This window comes from Palleronia rufa (assembly GCF_000743715.1).
GTDB classification, from domain to species: domain Bacteria; phylum Pseudomonadota; class Alphaproteobacteria; order Rhodobacterales; family Rhodobacteraceae; genus Palleronia; species Palleronia rufa.
Genome location: NZ_JQEY01000002.1, coordinates 149512 through 164043, shown reverse-complemented (window position 1 = coordinate 164043; position 14532 = coordinate 149512). Strand labels below are relative to the sequence as shown.

General features: G+C 72.3%; 11 protein-coding genes and 1 pseudogene. 4 read left to right on the top strand and 8 right to left on the bottom strand.

Annotated features, from left to right (window positions below; translation table 11 throughout):
* Positions 1-210 precede the first annotated feature (210 nt).
* Positions 211-1869: a DNA repair protein RecN gene (recN, locus tag KW83_RS04890; RefSeq protein WP_036175460.1), complete on the top strand. Its 1659-nt coding sequence runs from the start codon at positions 211-213 to the stop codon at positions 1867-1869.
* 639 nt (positions 1870-2508) lie between these two features.
* The gene (locus KW83_RS04885; protein WP_051928274.1) at positions 2509-4197 is read left to right on the top strand and encodes a chloride channel protein; all 1689 of its coding nucleotides are present in this window, start codon (positions 2509-2511) and stop codon (positions 4195-4197) included.
* On the opposite strand, the gene KW83_RS04880 is transcribed toward KW83_RS04885, so the two are convergent.
* Together KW83_RS04880 and KW83_RS04875 are read right to left on the bottom strand one after the other, a co-directional pair.
* Positions 4194-5285, bottom strand: coding sequence for an N-acetylglucosamine-6-phosphate deacetylase (locus KW83_RS04880; RefSeq protein ID WP_036175458.1), 1092 nt, complete (start codon positions 5283-5285; stop codon positions 4194-4196). The genes KW83_RS04885 and KW83_RS04880 overlap by 4 nt on opposite strands.
* Positions 5279-6148, bottom strand: a complete 870-nt coding sequence (locus KW83_RS04875) for an ROK family protein (RefSeq protein ID WP_036175455.1) — start codon at positions 6146-6148, stop codon at positions 5279-5281. Before KW83_RS04875 ends, KW83_RS04880 begins: the two co-directional genes overlap by 7 nt.
* A 154-nt stretch (positions 6149-6302) precedes the next feature.
* On the opposite strand from KW83_RS04875, the gene galE reads away from it, so the two are divergent.
* Positions 6303-7316, top strand: coding sequence for a UDP-glucose 4-epimerase GalE (galE, locus tag KW83_RS04870; protein ID WP_036175452.1), 1014 nt, complete (start codon positions 6303-6305; stop codon positions 7314-7316).
* Between the two features lie 4 nt (positions 7317-7320).
* Here galE and KW83_RS04865 read toward each other — a convergent pair whose 3' ends face one another.
* The 5 genes from KW83_RS04865 to KW83_RS04845 all read right to left on the bottom strand — a co-directional run bounded on the left by KW83_RS04865 (position 7321) and on the right by KW83_RS04845 (position 11785).
* Positions 7321-8097, bottom strand: a complete 777-nt coding sequence (locus KW83_RS04865; protein ID WP_036175449.1) for a metal ABC transporter permease — start codon at positions 8095-8097, stop codon at positions 7321-7323.
* Entirely contained in the window at positions 8090-8818 is a 729-nt protein-coding gene (locus KW83_RS04860; protein WP_036175998.1) for an ATP-binding cassette domain-containing protein, read from the bottom strand. The genes KW83_RS04865 and KW83_RS04860 overlap by 8 nt, the downstream gene beginning before the upstream one ends.
* Positions 8815-9282 carry a helix-turn-helix domain-containing protein gene (locus tag KW83_RS04855; RefSeq protein ID WP_036175446.1) on the bottom strand — a complete coding sequence of 156 codons (468 nt, stop codon included), beginning with the start codon at positions 9280-9282 and terminating at the stop codon, positions 8815-8817. The genes KW83_RS04860 and KW83_RS04855 overlap by 4 nt, the downstream gene beginning before the upstream one ends.
* Positions 9283-10851: 1569 nt before the next feature.
* Positions 10852-11484, bottom strand: coding sequence for a Mu-like prophage major head subunit gpT family protein (locus tag KW83_RS19020; protein ID WP_051928272.1), 633 nt, complete (start codon positions 11482-11484; stop codon positions 10852-10854).
* An 88-nt stretch (positions 11485-11572) separates the two neighbouring features.
* On the bottom strand, positions 11573-11785 hold the full coding sequence (locus KW83_RS04845) for a hypothetical protein (protein ID WP_152563481.1): 213 nt from the start codon (positions 11783-11785) through the stop codon (positions 11573-11575).
* A 76-nt stretch (positions 11786-11861) separates the two neighbouring features.
* Between KW83_RS04845 and KW83_RS19655 the strand changes: the two are divergent.
* Positions 11862-13085 (top strand): annotated as a pseudogene (locus KW83_RS19655) (IS3 family transposase); the annotation flags it as partial.
* On the opposite strand, the gene KW83_RS21120 reads toward KW83_RS19655, so the two are convergent.
* Positions 13060-13350, bottom strand: coding sequence for a hypothetical protein (locus KW83_RS21120; protein ID WP_200879660.1), 291 nt, complete (start codon positions 13348-13350; stop codon positions 13060-13062). The pseudogene KW83_RS19655 and the gene KW83_RS21120 overlap by 26 nt on opposite strands.
* Between the last annotated feature and the right edge of the window lie 1182 nt (positions 13351-14532).

The window sequence follows — 14532 nt, the reverse complement described above, 5'->3', positions numbered from 1 at the left end:
GTAAGCGAACTGGTTACGCTCACACGTTACCCAATCTTCGGGGCGGGAATGTCCCCGAAGACTGGTGTAACGGACGGGCCGGACCGGACGTTCCCGCGCATCGCGGACCGGGCGGAACACCGCGGTTCGGGAGATCCCGGCGCGGCGGGATCCCGCGCACTGGAACAGCCCTCCGGCCCGTGCGATAGCTGCGCCGACCAAGGGGGCCACATGCTGCGCGGGCTGAGCGTTCGGGACATGCTGCTGATCGACCGGCTGGACCTGGACCTCCGGCCCGGCCTCAACGTGCTGACCGGTGAGACCGGGGCGGGCAAGTCCATCCTGCTGGATTCGCTGGGCTTCGTGCTGGGATGGCGCGGCCGGGCGGAACTGGTCCGGCAGGGCGCGGAGCGCGGAGAGGTGGTGGCGGAGTTCGACCTGGACGACGGCCATCCGGCGCGCGCCGTGCTGGAGGACACCGGCTTTCAGCTGGAACCGGGAGAGCCGCTGATCCTGCGCCGCGTCAACACGCCCGACGGGCGCAAGACCGCCTGGGTGAACGACCGTCGCGCCAGCGGCGAGGCGCTGCGGCGGATCTCCGAGACCCTGGTCGAGCTGCACGGCCAGCACGACGACCGCGGACTTCTGGACGCGCGCGGGCACCGGCGGCTGCTCGACGCGTTTGCCGGTGCGGATCTGGCGCTGTCGGCCGCGCGTGCCGCCTGGTCGGCGAAATCAGCCGCGGCGCGCCAGCTTTCGGCGGCAGAGGCGGCGCTTGAGACCGCCCGCGCCGAGGAGGACTTTCTGCGCCACGCGGTGACGGAGCTGGATGCGCTGGATCCCGATCCGGGCGAGGAGGCGGCGCTCGACACCCGCCGCCGGCAGATGCAGGCCGCCGAACGGGTGCGGGGCGATCTGGCCCGCGCCCAGGCCGCGATGGGCTGGGAGGGGGCGGAGGGGCTGTTGACCGACGCCGCCCGCTGGCTCGACGGCGCGGCGGGGGACGTGGGGGACGCGGGGGATCTGGAGGCGGTCTCTGCGGCGCTGCTGCGGGCCATGGATGAGCTTGCCGGGGCCGAGCAGGGCCTGGGCCGGGTGCTGGAGGCCATGGAGTTCGACCCCCATGAGCTGGAGCGGATCGAGGAGCGGCTCTTCGCGATCCGCGGACTGGCCCGGAAGTACGAGGTCCTGCCCGACGATCTGGGCGCACATGCCGCGGCGCTGCGCGACCGGCTTGCCGCGCTCGACGCGGGCGAGGGGGATCTGGCCGCGCTGCGCCGCGCGCTGGCCGAGGCCGACCGGGCCTATGACGTGGCGGCGGGGGCGCTGACCGACCTGCGCCGCGACGCCGCCGGGCGGCTGGATGCCGCCATGGCCGGCGAGTTGGGGCAGCTGAAGATGGAGCGGGCGGTGTTCTCCACCGGGATCGCGCCGGGCACCCCCGGCCCGGACGGCCGCGACGCGGTGGAATTCACCGTGGCCACCAACCCGGGCGCGCCGCCGGGTCCGCTGGGCCGCATCGCGTCGGGCGGAGAGCTGTCGCGCTTTTTGCTGGCGCTCAAGGTCTGCCTGACCGGCACCTCCCGCGGGCTGACGCTGATCTTCGACGAGATCGACCGCGGCGTGGGCGGGGCCACGGCGGATGCGGTGGGCCGCAGACTTGCCGCGCTGGCGGAGTCCGCGCAGGTCCTGGTGGTCACCCATTCCCCCCAGGTTGCCGCCCGCGGCGCGCATCACTGGCGGGTCGAGAAACGCGTGGCGGAGGGAATGACCACCTCTACCGTGACGCCGCTGGACGAGGCCGCGCGGATCGACGAGATCGCGCGGATGCTGGCCGGCGACATTGTGACCGACGAAGCGCGCGGCGCGGCACGGTCCCTGCTGGGCTGAGGCGCCGGGGTCCGGGGCCGCGCGTAGAGGGGCGTGCCGGGCCCAGGTTTGCCGGACAGAGTTTGCCGGGCCGGGTTCGCCGAGCGCGGCGTCACGGACCTGCGCCGCGCCGGGCCGGTTCGGGTCAGCCGCCGCGATCCCGGGCGGGCGGCGGGCCGCCGGGGCCGGGCGCCACGGTTTCCGCACCCGGACGGTTGCCGGTGCGCCGGGTCGAGACGCAGCGCCAGCCGGGCCCGGTGCGCCGCTCGGCCATGGGCGCCCGCCGGAGGGCGATCCGGCCGGAGAGAATCGCTTGGGCAAGGACCGTGGCGACAGCCGGCCCCCGCGCGGCGCGGACCCCGCCGCCCGATCCGGAGGGACGAGGGTGCGAAAACCGCCCCGGCCCACCGCGACGCGCGGTTTCGTTGGCCCCGCGGCCGCGCCGCCGGATCCCGGCCGCTTTCACGACATCCGCCTTCGGAGCGCGGGGTCAGGCTCGCGCTGCGACGCCGGGCCATCGGGACGCAGCGGAAGGCGTCGGGCAGTCCCCGGGGGCGGCGGGCATGGGTGCGGGCCGGCACGGGGTGCGGGTCCGCGTCGAGGTTCCCCTTCGCCGCCATTGCCCGTAGAAGGGCGGGGATCCGGTCGGAGGAACAGGGGATGGCGGCGCCCAAGGCCGTGCGGGACTGGCACCTGGTCGATGGCATGTTGGCGCGGGGGCGGCGCGGCTGGACCGTCCTGCGCCAGCATGGACCGGGGCAGTTCCAGTTCTGGCTGCTGGCGCTGGTCATCGGCATCGCCTCGGGCTTCGCGGCGCTGGGGTTCCGCATCGGTATCGACGCGCTTCAGGCGGCACTCTACCGGGTCGAGGACGTGACGCGGCTGGCCTCCAGCGCGGTGGACCTGCCGTGGTATCTGTTCATCCTGTGGCCGACCCTGGGCGGCCTGGTCGTGGGGCTGATCCTGTTCCGCCTGTCCGCCGGGGGGCGCGTGCGCTCGGTCGCGGAGGTGATCGAGGGGGCGGCGCTCCGCGACGGGCGGGTGGAGGTGCGGGCGGGCCTGGCCTCGGCCGCGGCGTCGCTGATCACGCTGGGATCGGGCGGGTCGTCGGGGCGGGAGGGGCCGGTGGTCCATCTGGCCGCCGTCATCGCCACCAAGGTCAACGATCTCATCGACGCCCGGGGGATCACCGCGCGCGACCTTCTGGGCTGCGCCGTGGCGGCCGCCGTGTCGGCGTCGTTCAACGCGCCCATCGCCGGGGCGCTCTTCGCGCTAGAGGTGGTGCTGCGCCATTTTGCGGTGCATGCCTTCGCGCCCATCGTCATCGCCAGCGCCGCCGGCACCGTCATCAACCGGCTGCAGTTCGGCGGCGTGACGGAGTTCACGCTGGAGCGCCAGGGGGTGCTGTCGTTCTACGTGGAGCTGCCGGCGTTCCTGATCCTGGGGCTGGTCTGCGGCGCCGTGGCGGTGATCCTGATGCGCGCCATCTTCTGGGTGGACGACACGGCCGAAAGGTGGCGCGCGCGCTGGAACATCCCGCCCTGGCTGCGTCCGGCGGCGGCGGGGGCGATCCTGGGGGTCATCGCGCTGGGCTTTCCGCAGATCATCGGCGTGGGCTACGAGACCACGTCCCTGGCGCTGACCGGCAAGATGCTGGCCCATGAGGCGGTGGTGCTGGCGGCGGTCAAGGTCGCCGCGGTGGCGATCACCATGGGCGGGCGCATGGGCGGCGGCGTGTTCTCACCGTCGCTGATGGTCGGCAGTCTGGCGGGGCTGGCCTTCGGCCTCATCGCCACGTCGGTCTTTCCCGATGTGTCTGGGTCCGAGACGCTCTATGCGCTGGCGGGCATGGGGGCCGTCGCCGCGGCGGTGCTGGGCGCGCCGATCTCGACCACGCTGATCGTGTTCGAACTGACCGGCGACTGGCAGACCGGCCTGGCGGTGATGGTCGCGGTCTCGACCTCCACGGCGCTGGCCTCCCGGCTGGTGGACCGCAGCTTCTTTCTGACCCAGCTGGAGCGGCGCAAGGTGCACCTGTCGAAGGGCCCGCAGGCGTATCTTCTGTGCATGTTCCGCGTCGCCAACGTGATGCGTCCGCCCGATCACGCCCGCGCCGTGCCCACCGACGATGTCTGGGAGGCGCTGGAGGCCGGTATCTTCATCGACCCCAACGCGACGCTGGAGACCGCCATGCCGATGTTCCAGGACACCGCGCGGATGTGGCTGCCGGTGGTGCGCATCGGCGACAGCGGCGAGGCGCCGAAGATCCTGGGCACGCTGCACCACGTGGACGCGCTGCAACGCTACAACAAGGCGCTGGCGGCCACGGCGGCGGAAGAGCATTCCTAGGCCAGTGCGACCGGTCTGAGGCCCGCGTCCAGCGCGGTGAGCCGGGCGAGGGGCAGGCCCGGGGCGGCGTCCACCGGCGCCAGCCCCATGGCGCGGCGGGGAATGTCCGTGGCCATGGCGACGGCGGTGGCAAGCGGCACTTCGGCCATGCGGTGCAGGTTGCCCAGTGCTGTCGCCATGTCGAGATGCGCCCCGGCAAGGTTGCCTTCCGCGTTGATCAGCCGACCGCGGTCCAGGCGGATCTTTTGTCCGTAGAGCGTGACGCGGTCCGGCCCGCCGACCGTGGCCATGGCGTCGGAGACCAGAAAGGTGCGGTCGGGACGCGGGCGGGCGGAGAGGGCCAGGCGGATCATCTCCCACGACACGTGGTGGCCGTCGGCGATGAGGCCGCAATGGGCGTCCGACAGGATCGCCGCGCCCAGCAGGTTCGGCGCGCGCGACGTCATCGGCGCCATGGCGTTGAACAGATGGGTGACGCAGGTGATCCCGGCCGCGAAGGCGGCCCGCGCCGTGGCCGCGTCCGCGGCGCTGTGGCCGGCGGAGACGATGGCGCCGGTGGCAAGCAGATCGGACAGGACCGCCGCGCCGGTCTCCTCGGGGGCCAGTGTCACCATGACCGGCAGGCCGGCCCGGCGGGCGCGGGTGACCTGCGCGACCGTGCGCGCGTCCAGCGGACGGATATGCTCCGCCGCATGGGTGCCCCGGCGCGCGGCGGCGATATGCGGTCCTTCGAGATGCAGGCCCAGGAGACCGGGCATGTCCCGCGCGGCGATCGCGGCATCGACGGCGGCCTCCATCACGCCGGGCGTGTCGGTGATCAGTGTGGCAAGGATCTCTCCGGTGCCCAGGCGGCGATGGGCGGCGACGATGGTCTCCAGCGTCGCCGGGGTGGGGTCCGCGTTGAAGAGCGCGCCGCCGCCGCCGTTCACCTGCAGGTCCGTCGGGCCGGGGATGAGCAGATGCGGTGTCAGGTCCGGCGTGTCCGCCCCCAGCGGGCGGACCGCCGCGACGGTGCCCCGGGCAACCTCTACCGCCATCCCGGCGCCAAGCCGTCCGCCGGTCCAGAGCCGGTCCGGCGCGATCAGCATGACGCATCCCCCGCCAGAAGCGCCGCGCCCCGCGCGCCGGAGGTGGCGCCGAACCGCGCCGGGGCCAGCGCCGGGGCGGGGGCGCCGCCCAGACGGTGGCGGTCCAGCGCCGCGCCGAGCCGGTCGATGAGGCCCGGGATAAGCGACACGCCGCCGCCCAGCACGATCACCGCCGGGTCCAGCACCAGGACCGGCGCCTGGAGCGTCTCTGCCGCCAGATCGGCCCAGATGTCGAGCGCGGCGTCCGGGACCGCCGCGCCGGGCGGCAGCCCGCCGCCGGCCAGCGCGGCAAGGCCGGGGCCGGAGAGATAGGCCTCGGCACAGCCCAGCCGCCCGCAGCCGCAGGGACGCAGGTCCAGAGAGTGGCGGAGAAGCGCACGCCCGGGCAGGCCCGCATGGCCGATCTCCACGCCGTAGCCGGCGTGGCGCGGCGGCAGGCGGCCGTCCACGGTGACGCCGCCGCCCAGCCCGGTGCCGATGACCAGACCCAACGCCACGCGGGCGTCCGCGGCCGCCCCGCCGCGCGCCTCGGACAGCGCGAAGGCCATGCCGTCGTTGACCACCGGAACGGGGCGGCCGGCGCGCGCGGCCAGATCGGCGCCCAGCGGCCGGTCGGTCGCGGCCAGGTTGGCGGCGAAGAGCCGCCCCGTGCCGGGCGCGACCACCCCCGGCGCGGCCAGACCCACCGGCACCCGCATCCCGGCCCGGTCGTCCAGCGCCCGCACCTGTCCGGCCAGGGCGTCCAGCAGCGACGGGTAGTCCCGCGGCGTCGGCAGGCGCAACGCCTCGCCCCGGGGGGCGCCCCCGCGATCGAAGAGGCGCGATTCGATCTTCGTGCCGCCAAGGTCGATGCCACCGATCATCCGTGTGTTCCCATGCCCATGCGGTCCAGACCGCGCCGAAGGTAGCGATCCGCCCCGCAATGGCCAGTGCCGCGTCTCATTCGGACAGGGGGCCTTTGTCGGCCGGCGCCCTTGCGGTAGAGACGGGGCGATTGCAGAGATCTGGATCCGTCCCATGCGCGTACTCGTCACCGGCGGCGCCGGCTATATCGGAAGCCACACCGTCCTGGCGCTGCTCCGCGCGGGCCATGAGGTCCATGTGCTCGACGATTTCTCGAACGCGTCGCCGGAGGCGCTGGCCCGCGTCGGCGCCATGACCAACGGGCGGATCGGCCTGACGCGCGGTGACGTGCGCAAGGACAGCGCGCTCGACGCCGCGATGGAAGGCTTCGGCCCGGAGGCGGTGATCCACTTCGCCGGCAAGAAGGCCGTCGGCGAATCGGAGTCCGCGCCGCTTCTCTATTACGACATCAACGTGGGCGGGACGGTGGCGCTTCTGGCGGCGATGGACCGGCACGGCTGCGGGGGGATCGTGTTCTCCTCATCGGCGACGGTCTACGGCTCTCCCGACTATCTGCCGCTGGACGAGGACCACCCGACCCGGCCCGCCAACCCCTACGGCCGCACCAAGCTGATGAGCGAGGGGATCATCGCCGACTGGGCCGGCGCGACCGACGGTGCCTCGGCCATCTCGCTGCGCTATTTCAATCCGGTGGGGGCGGATGTGTCGGCCAGGATCGGGGAGGATCCGATCGGGGTGCCGGACAACCTGATGCCGTTCATCGCCCAGGTGGCCATCGGGCGGCGGAAGGAACTGGCGATCTTCGGCGCCGACTGGCCGACCCGCGACGGCACCGGTGAGCGGGACTACATCCACGTCTCCGATCTGGCCGAGGCGCATGTCGCCGCGCTGGCCCATGTCGCCGGGCGGACGGGGTATGACGTCTGCAACGTCGGCACCGGAACCGGCTCTACCGTGCTGGAGATGGTCGCCGCGTTCGAGGCGGCGACCGGCGTCGCCATCCCCTACCGGCTGACCGACCGCCGTCCCGGCGACGTGAAAAGCTACGTTGCCTCCGTGGACAAGGCGCGCGATCTGCTGGGGTGGGAATCGCGCCGCGATCTGCCGGATATGTGCGGCTCTACCTGGGCATGGCAGCAGGCCAATCCGAACGGGTTCCGCGACTGACGGATCATCGCGCCACCACCCGGCCCAGGGCATAGAGGACCGCGGCCGCGGCGATGATCGACGGGCCCGCCGGCGTGCCGAGCGCGACCGACAGCGCCAGCCCCGCCGCGACCGAGACCGCGCCCGCCGCCGCCGCCAGGACCGCCATGGCTTCGGGCGAGCGGGCGAAGGCGCGGGCCGCCGCGGCCGGCAGGATCAGCAGCGCCGAGATCAGCAGCGCCCCCACCAGCTTGAGCGACAGCGCCACGGTCAGCGCCAGCAGCAGGGTCAGGACGGCGTCGTCGCGCTCTGGCCTGAGCCCCGCGGCGCGGGCGAGGTCCGGATTGAGGCTGGCGGTCACCAGCCCCTGCCAGCGCCACAGCGCCACGGCCAGCACGCCGGCGCTGCCGGCCCAGACCAGCGCCACGTCGCGCGGACCGACGTCCAGGATGTCGCCGAACAGCAGCGCCTCCAGGTCCACCTGCGCGTCCGGCAGCAGTGCGACGGCCATCAGCCCCAGCGCCAGGGCGCCGTGGCTCAGCACGCCCAGCACCGTGTCGGGCGCCTCTCCGCCGCGGGTCAGGCGAAAGAGCAGCAGCGCGAAGACCAGCGCCACGGCCAGCACGCCCAGCCCCACCGGCAGCGACAGCGCCAGCGCCAGCGCCACGCCCAGAAGGGCGGCATGGGCCGTGGCATCGCCGAAAAAGGCCATCCGCCGCCAGATGACGAAACAGCCCAGGGGCGCCGTGGCCAGCACCAGTCCGGTTCCAGCCAGAAGCGCGCGGATCAGCGCATCATCCATCGCGGGTGCCGTGGTCGTGGCTGTGCCCGTGCTCGTGGCGGTAGAGCGCCAGCGCCCCCCGCGTCCCCTCTCCGAAGAGCGCGCGGTATGCGGGTGCAGAGGCGACGCTTTCGGGCGTGCCCTCGCAGCAGACGTGGCCGTTGAGGCAGATCACCCTGTCGGACGCCGCCATGACCACGTGCAGGTCGTGGCTGACCATCAGCACGGCGCATCCGCGCGCGTTGCGGAGCGATTCGATCCGCCGGTAGAAGGCGGCCGATCCGGGCTGGTCGAGCCCGGCCGTGGGCTCGTCCAGCACCAGCAGGTCGGGATCCGACAGCAGCGCGCGGGCCAGAAGCGCGCGCTGCATCTGCCCGGCGGACAACGAGGCGAGGGGTTGGTCCGCGATGTCGGGCAGGCCCGCCTCTGCCAGCGCCGCGGGGACGGCGCCGGCGGGCGGACGGGCCGGCAGGGCCATGAACCGCCCGACGCTCATCGGCAGGGTCGGATCCAGCGCCAGCCTCTGCGGCACGTAGCCGATCCGCAGGCCGGGCGCCTGGCGGACCCGGCCCGCCCGTGGCCGGACGGCGCCCAGGACGGTGCGCAGAAGCGTGGTCTTGCCCGACCCGTTGGGGCCGACGATGGTGACGATCTCACCGCGGTCGATGGCCAGGTCGACCCCCGACAGGATCTGCCGGCCGCCCTCGGCCACCACGATCCGTTCCAGCGCGACCAGGCTCATGGCGCGCAGGCCGGACACAGGCCGACGGCCTCGACCACCGTGGCCTCGATGCGGAATCCCTGCGCATCGGCCTCCCGCTTCAGGCGGTCCGGTGTCAGGTCGGGCGTTTCGGCCACCCGGTCGCAGGCGCGGCAGATCAGGAATGCGGGGCGGTGGGTGCTGCCGGGGCTGGCGCAGGCGACATAGGCGTTGAGGCGCTCGATCCGATGGGCCAGCCCGTGTGCGACCAGAAAATCGAGCGCGCGGTAGGCGGCCGGGGGCTGGCGCGGGGGCGCATCGCGGTTGAGGCCGGACAGGACGTCATAGGCGCCTTGTGCCTTCGGTGCGGCGAGCAGAAGCTCCAGCACCCGTCGGCGGACCGGGGTGAGGCGCAGGCGGCGGTCCGCGCAGAGCGATTCCGCCGCATCCATTCCGGCGCGCCGGCAGGCGGCGTGGTCATGGGGATCGAAGGAGGGACACGTCATGACGGTTCTGTTATAGTGTAACATTTCGATACGCAACCGGGCATGACGGAGGCCGTTCGGATGCCCCTCTTCCGGCTGCGCCAGCGCGAGGTGCCGCTTCGACGAAGGGTCGAGGTCCGAGGACCGTCCAGAGAACTTCGTCGCCGCCTCGAACCGCGCGCGCCGCCGCGCGCCGGCATAGGCTGATCTTCCAGGCGTATAGCACCTCTCGATGCCTGGGGCGGGCGGCCCTATGAGCGCGTCCTGGCCTTTGACCCGGCTATCCTTTGCCCGGAGGAGGTTTACACGCCGGCCGCGCCGGCAGCTGCCCCAGAGTACCGTGACCCGCGGCTCGGAACGGCGCTGCCCCAGCGGGCGGCGATGTTCGACCGACTCAGCGCCGCCATGCCGGACCTCCGCGCCGCATTCTGCCCCGCCGCGCGTGGCGATCCGTGGCATGGAGACGTGTCGTACCCGTCCAAGTGGGGTCTGGCGACCTTGGTGCGGCGCCGCGATCGGTCGGGTGCGGGACTTTGCGCATGGCGACGTCGGAGCGCACGGCCATGGCGGGCATCCCCGTTCCCCCCGTGCCTTTAGGACGTCGCGGCGGACCATGCGCTCCATCTCCACGGTCTGCGCGATCTCGCGGGCAAGGGCGACATCCGGGCACGCGCGGCACAGGCGCACCGCGTCGCCGATCTGATCGACGTGCGGCGATCCGAACGTCCGTCCCGACAGCGAGACACCGGGAATCCTGCGGCGGCGGCCGGGCCTGACCGAACGCGTCACGGCCCGAGGTTTCGCACGCGCCCGGCGCTCTGCACCAAAGCGGAGCGGTTCGACGTGCTGGTTGAAGATGCGGTAGCGGTCGAGGCATTCGACGTCATGGCTGAACCGGACATGTCCGATCACGCAACGCTTGTCCTGCGGACCGCATGACGGCGTTTCATGCCCCCGCCCGGCGCGGACTGCGCGCGATGGAGCGGGCCGTGCTGGCGCTGCTGGACGATTGATCCGCGCGAAGCGTGCGGGCGAGGGGCGCTGCCCCTCGCGCTCCCCGGGATATTTGGAGAAAGATGAAGGGGGGTCTTCATCTTTCCCGAAATATTTTGCTCTTTCACCGGGTTTGTCACCGGGTTTCGGTGGATTTGTCGCTGGAAGGGGACGGAGGTCCGGCGTCTGGCGGGAATGGTGCGACGCCGGATGGGGTCGGGATCGGGGGGTCGCGTTTCGCCGGGGGGGGGGCGGCAGGCGTGGATGGCGGGCGGGACGTGGCCACGGCGTTTGCGACCTGCGCGGACATCATGCGGTCGATCTGGTCGCTGGCGAAGGCGCGCGGGTCCGGGTCGGTGTCGATCCGGCGCGGCCGTCGGGATCGGTGCGCGCGCCGGTGTTCTTCCGGCGGTGTGACGGGCGGGGTGAACGGGTGTTTCGGGGGCGTTGAACATCCCGTTCACGGGCGGCGTCGGGCGCGGCCCGGACGGTTGCCAGCGCGGCGGCGGCGTCGTCCACGGTCGCGAGCGCCGCAGGCCGTGCGCCGGAGCCGTCGGGGCGCCAGGCAACGCGTGGAGCCGTCGGGGGCCGCGGCGGTCATCCGCGGCGCGCCTCGGCCCGGCCGTCCGCGCGGCTGCCCTTGCAGGACATCGAGCGCCATTCCGGGCCGCGCCCGTCACGGCGACGCCTTCCGGACGCAGGGCCCGTGCCGGCGCCCCGAATGCCGAAGCGGCATGTGCGGGTGCCTTCGCGCGCTGCTCGTCGCTTTCGGACATGCCGCGGATCTGCGGACAAGGCGGCACGGGAGGCGCCGAACCTGGCGAACCGGGGCGAGCGATGGACGCGCTCCGCCGAGGCTCCGGGTTCCAGCAGGCCGTAGAGGGGCTCTTCGGGCGGCAGCCGCGCGGTCTGGGCCGTCCCGGCGATCATCGGCTCGAAGATGCCCAGGCGGTCGGAGACGTCCTCGCGCCGGATGTTCAAGGCGCTCTCGAACGCGCGGTTCGCGCTCGTGTAGGACTGCGGCTCGATGTCCTTCAGCACGCGCCCGCCGCCCGGCCATTCGCGCATCTGCGGGAACTGGCCGAGCCAGCCATAGGTCTCTTCGCGGACGCCCGAGGGAACCGTCATCGCGATCTTGTCCCAGGTGGTCGGGGCGGTGTTGTAGGCGTCCGTATAGACGGACTTGAAGCCCTTGAAGGCGAGGTCGAGGTTCTGGCTGTTCACGATCATCTTGGGGTCCTGTCGGTGGCCCGGGCGAAGGCATGCCCGTGGGCGCGGAGCCGCGCGCGGTAGCGGGTCACGGCGCGGACGTTGACGTTCAGGGTCTTGGCGATCCGGTCGGTCGAGTGTCCGTTCCGGCGATCCGCTTGCTGTTGACGGCGCTGCCGTTGTCGAAGGTGAAGGTGACGGGCCGGGCGGGGCCGAGCGGGACGATGGCCGCTTCCGTCACGCCGGCGCTCTCGGATCGGCCGATGGCCCATCCGACGGGCCTGCGGCTGGCATGGTCCACGAGCGCCACCACCCAAGGCACCAGACCGATCCCTCCGGCCAGCGGATCCGTCCCTTGAACGCGCGTCCGTCGCCGTGAACCGCATCCATCGCGGCCCTTGAACCGGTCCCCTTTTCGACCGGACCCACAGGCAGGACCATGGAGGCTTGGGGAGAGCCCCAGGCACGTGCTTGTGTCTGACCGTGACATCATCACCGCGGGCGTCGCGGGACGTCGTCCGGGACGCGGCGGGTCGTCGAGGAGGCGCGGGACGAGGCCGCCGGCACCCCGGTCGTGGCGCGCCGCAGCGGTTTGGCGCCCGACCTGCCGTATCGTCGGCGGCGTCTGGCGGGAGGGGCCGGAGACGATGACGTCACAGGCAACCGCGCCGTCCGGCAGATGGCGGATCGCATTCGCGTCTCGGCGCGCCGACCGGGGCGAAAGACTCGCGACGTCGAGAGCCCCGAGGAGGCGCTCGGCACGTCGCGCTCAGGAAAACCGCCGTGGCGCGCGCGTGCGGCGCACCGGCCGAAGGACCGTTCCCGATGAGCGTCGCCGGGCGCTTCGGTGTTTCCCGCGCCGATCCGCATGATCCGAAGGGAAGCGCAGAGCCGCGTCGGCGCCATCGCGACGCGCGAGGCGGTGCCGCCGATCGCCGCGCGGCCGACCTGCGGATAGCGGCGGAGGTGCCGCTGGTTGCGCCACCGGTCCGAGCGACCACCGCAGACGCTCTCCCGAACCGGGGGCTTTGGACCGAAGGCGCCGCGCCCGTGCACCACAGGCGTGTATCGCATCGGGCAGGCGCGCGGATCCACCGCGCAGCCGGAACCCACCCAGGCGGGCAAAGCGGTCACGATGCGCTCCAGCATCCGCCGGTGTCCGGACGGGTTCGAGCTCCCCCGCTGGCACCGCGATGTCGTCCGCGGCGCATTCGTCATGGATGCGCTCGACCGCGAGATCGTCTTTCGGCGGGCCGTGGTGGATGCCGGCATCGGACATCCGCGAAATGATGCGGTCGGGCGACGGTTCGCGGCCTGCAAGACGCCAAATCCCGTCGAGATGCTCACCGGCAACGGCGCGCCCGACAGCGCCAGGGACACCCGCATCCTCGGCCGCCAAATCGGCCCGAAAACCCCGCTGCACGCCGGTGAATAGCCCGCGGAGCACCGGGATAGCCGAGGCATCCGTGACGACGCCAAAGCGCGACCCCGCCCGCATCACGCCGCTGCCCGACGAAGCGACCGTCCCCGGACCGATCGCAGGGTGGTGCGACGACGACAACCACCCGAGGCCGAGGATGCGCTCACCCCGCGCGTTCATCGCAGCTCAGATCGCAACCGCCCGAGTGTCCGGTGAAACGGGGCAAGACCGGCCATGCCCTTGGTGTGCCGGGGGTGTTGCATATGGATGCGGGTGGTGAACCGCTCTTCTGCGAGCGTGGCGAAGAGGCGTTCGTTCGGGTCGAGGGCGTTCCAGCGCCGCCGCACGTTAGGGGGCCTTGGCCAGGCCCAGCCTTTGCGCGCGGCTTCATCGGCGACCATCCGGTGCGCGTGCTTGAGCGACCAGCCGCGCCGGTTCTTGCCCGACAGCTTCATCAGGTCCAGCATCCGAGCCATAGCCTCGGCCGAGACCGGATCGCCGACGCCGCCGCCCGACCAGCTCGGCGCCAGCGCGGGCGCCCGGTTCGCGGGCGCGACGGCGTCGGTCCGGCGTTTCCGGACCTTGACCGTGTTTCGCGAAGGGAAGGCGCCGAAGATGTTCCGGCCAGCCTCCTCGATCTCCGGCCCTCTCGGACCGACGCTCTCCCGCTTCACGATGAACAGGAGCTTCGCCGCGCTGTCATGCGCGCCCGGCTCGATCCCGGCATCTTCGGCCTGGCGGTCGAGATACGCCCGACGCTCCGGCTGGGGAAGGCCGGCAAGACGGACGGTTTCGCAGGAGCCGCCGCGTCCGGTTGTCAGGGCGATCGCGATGCCTTCACGGCGCAGCCATTCCGAAGCCGAGGTTGGTGCTGCGGAATACGGCCAATGCCGCAGATTTCGCTGACCTTCAGTCCCGTGGCGCGGTTTGCGAAACTGGCTCGGACGCAACCTGCTCCCGGAGCGCCGTTGCTGTCGGACCGTTCCACTGACCAGGACGCGCCTTCGTGAGGTTGTGCCTTTTGACGTGCTCAGCAGCTCAGAGCGTCAGGGACGAACCCCGCATGATGAGCGCGGCCATGCATCCACGCAGATGCGGCGGCGAAGGATGACTTCGCCGGCATGATGCAGATGGCGAGCCGTCCAGCGGACCTCTGGACGTTGTTCGGGTCAGCGCAAGGCGGGCCCTTCGCCGCCACGCAAGCCTCTGGCGACCGGCAGCCGCATTCGCCGCTCGAAGTTCCGATCCACGAAGATTGCAGGCATCCCGAAGATGCGGTGCGGCGTGACCGTGCGCAGATCCGCGGACATCAACCGGGCGTCACGGAGTGGCATACGGTATCGCCGGAAAGCTGATCGGCAGATCGTGCGGCGCGGGCTCTTTGGCGCAGAGTCGGAAAATCGGGGCCTTCATCTCGTCCGATACATCGTCCGGACATCGGGCCGGACAGGCGCGAGAACCGCCCGAGCTGCCAAAACCTCTGCAACGCGACACCACGTAAGCCACTGACCTCATTGCAGCGCGAAACCGCCCCCCGTCAGAACCAAGTGCAACCCCACAAGGCTCGCGGAGCCGCCGCCCCCCACCGCTCCGGGCCTAGGTCGTGAACCCATAAACAGGATTCCCTTGGTTTCTGTGTCGTGATTCAC

What these genes read in the sequence shown, in the direction of transcription:
- recN (WP_036175460.1), top strand. Translation starts at nt 211, where the DNA reads ATGCTGCGCGGGCTGAGCGTTCGGGACATGCTGCTGATCGACCGGCTG.
- KW83_RS04885 (WP_051928274.1), top strand. Translation starts at nt 2,509, where the DNA reads ATGGCGGCGCCCAAGGCCGTGCGGGACTGGCACCTGGTCGATGGCATG.
- KW83_RS04880 (WP_036175458.1), bottom strand. Translation starts at nt 5,285, where the DNA reads ATGCTGATCGCGCCGGACCGGCTCTGGACCGGCGGACGGCTTGGCGCC.
- KW83_RS04875 (WP_036175455.1), bottom strand. Translation starts at nt 6,148, where the DNA reads ATGATCGGTGGCATCGACCTTGGCGGCACGAAGATCGAATCGCGCCTC.
- galE (WP_036175452.1), top strand. Translation starts at nt 6,303, where the DNA reads ATGCGCGTACTCGTCACCGGCGGCGCCGGCTATATCGGAAGCCACACC.
- KW83_RS04865 (WP_036175449.1), bottom strand. Translation starts at nt 8,097, where the DNA reads ATGGATGATGCGCTGATCCGCGCGCTTCTGGCTGGAACCGGACTGGTG.
- KW83_RS04860 (WP_036175998.1), bottom strand. Translation starts at nt 8,818, where the DNA reads ATGAGCCTGGTCGCGCTGGAACGGATCGTGGTGGCCGAGGGCGGCCGG.
- KW83_RS04855 (WP_036175446.1), bottom strand. Translation starts at nt 9,282, where the DNA reads ATGACGTGTCCCTCCTTCGATCCCCATGACCACGCCGCCTGCCGGCGC.
- KW83_RS19020 (WP_051928272.1), bottom strand. Translation starts at nt 11,484, where the DNA reads ATGATCGTGAACAGCCAGAACCTCGACCTCGCCTTCAAGGGCTTCAAG.
- KW83_RS21120 (WP_200879660.1), bottom strand. Translation starts at nt 13,350, where the DNA reads ATGCTGGACCTGATGAAGCTGTCGGGCAAGAACCGGCGCGGCTGGTCG.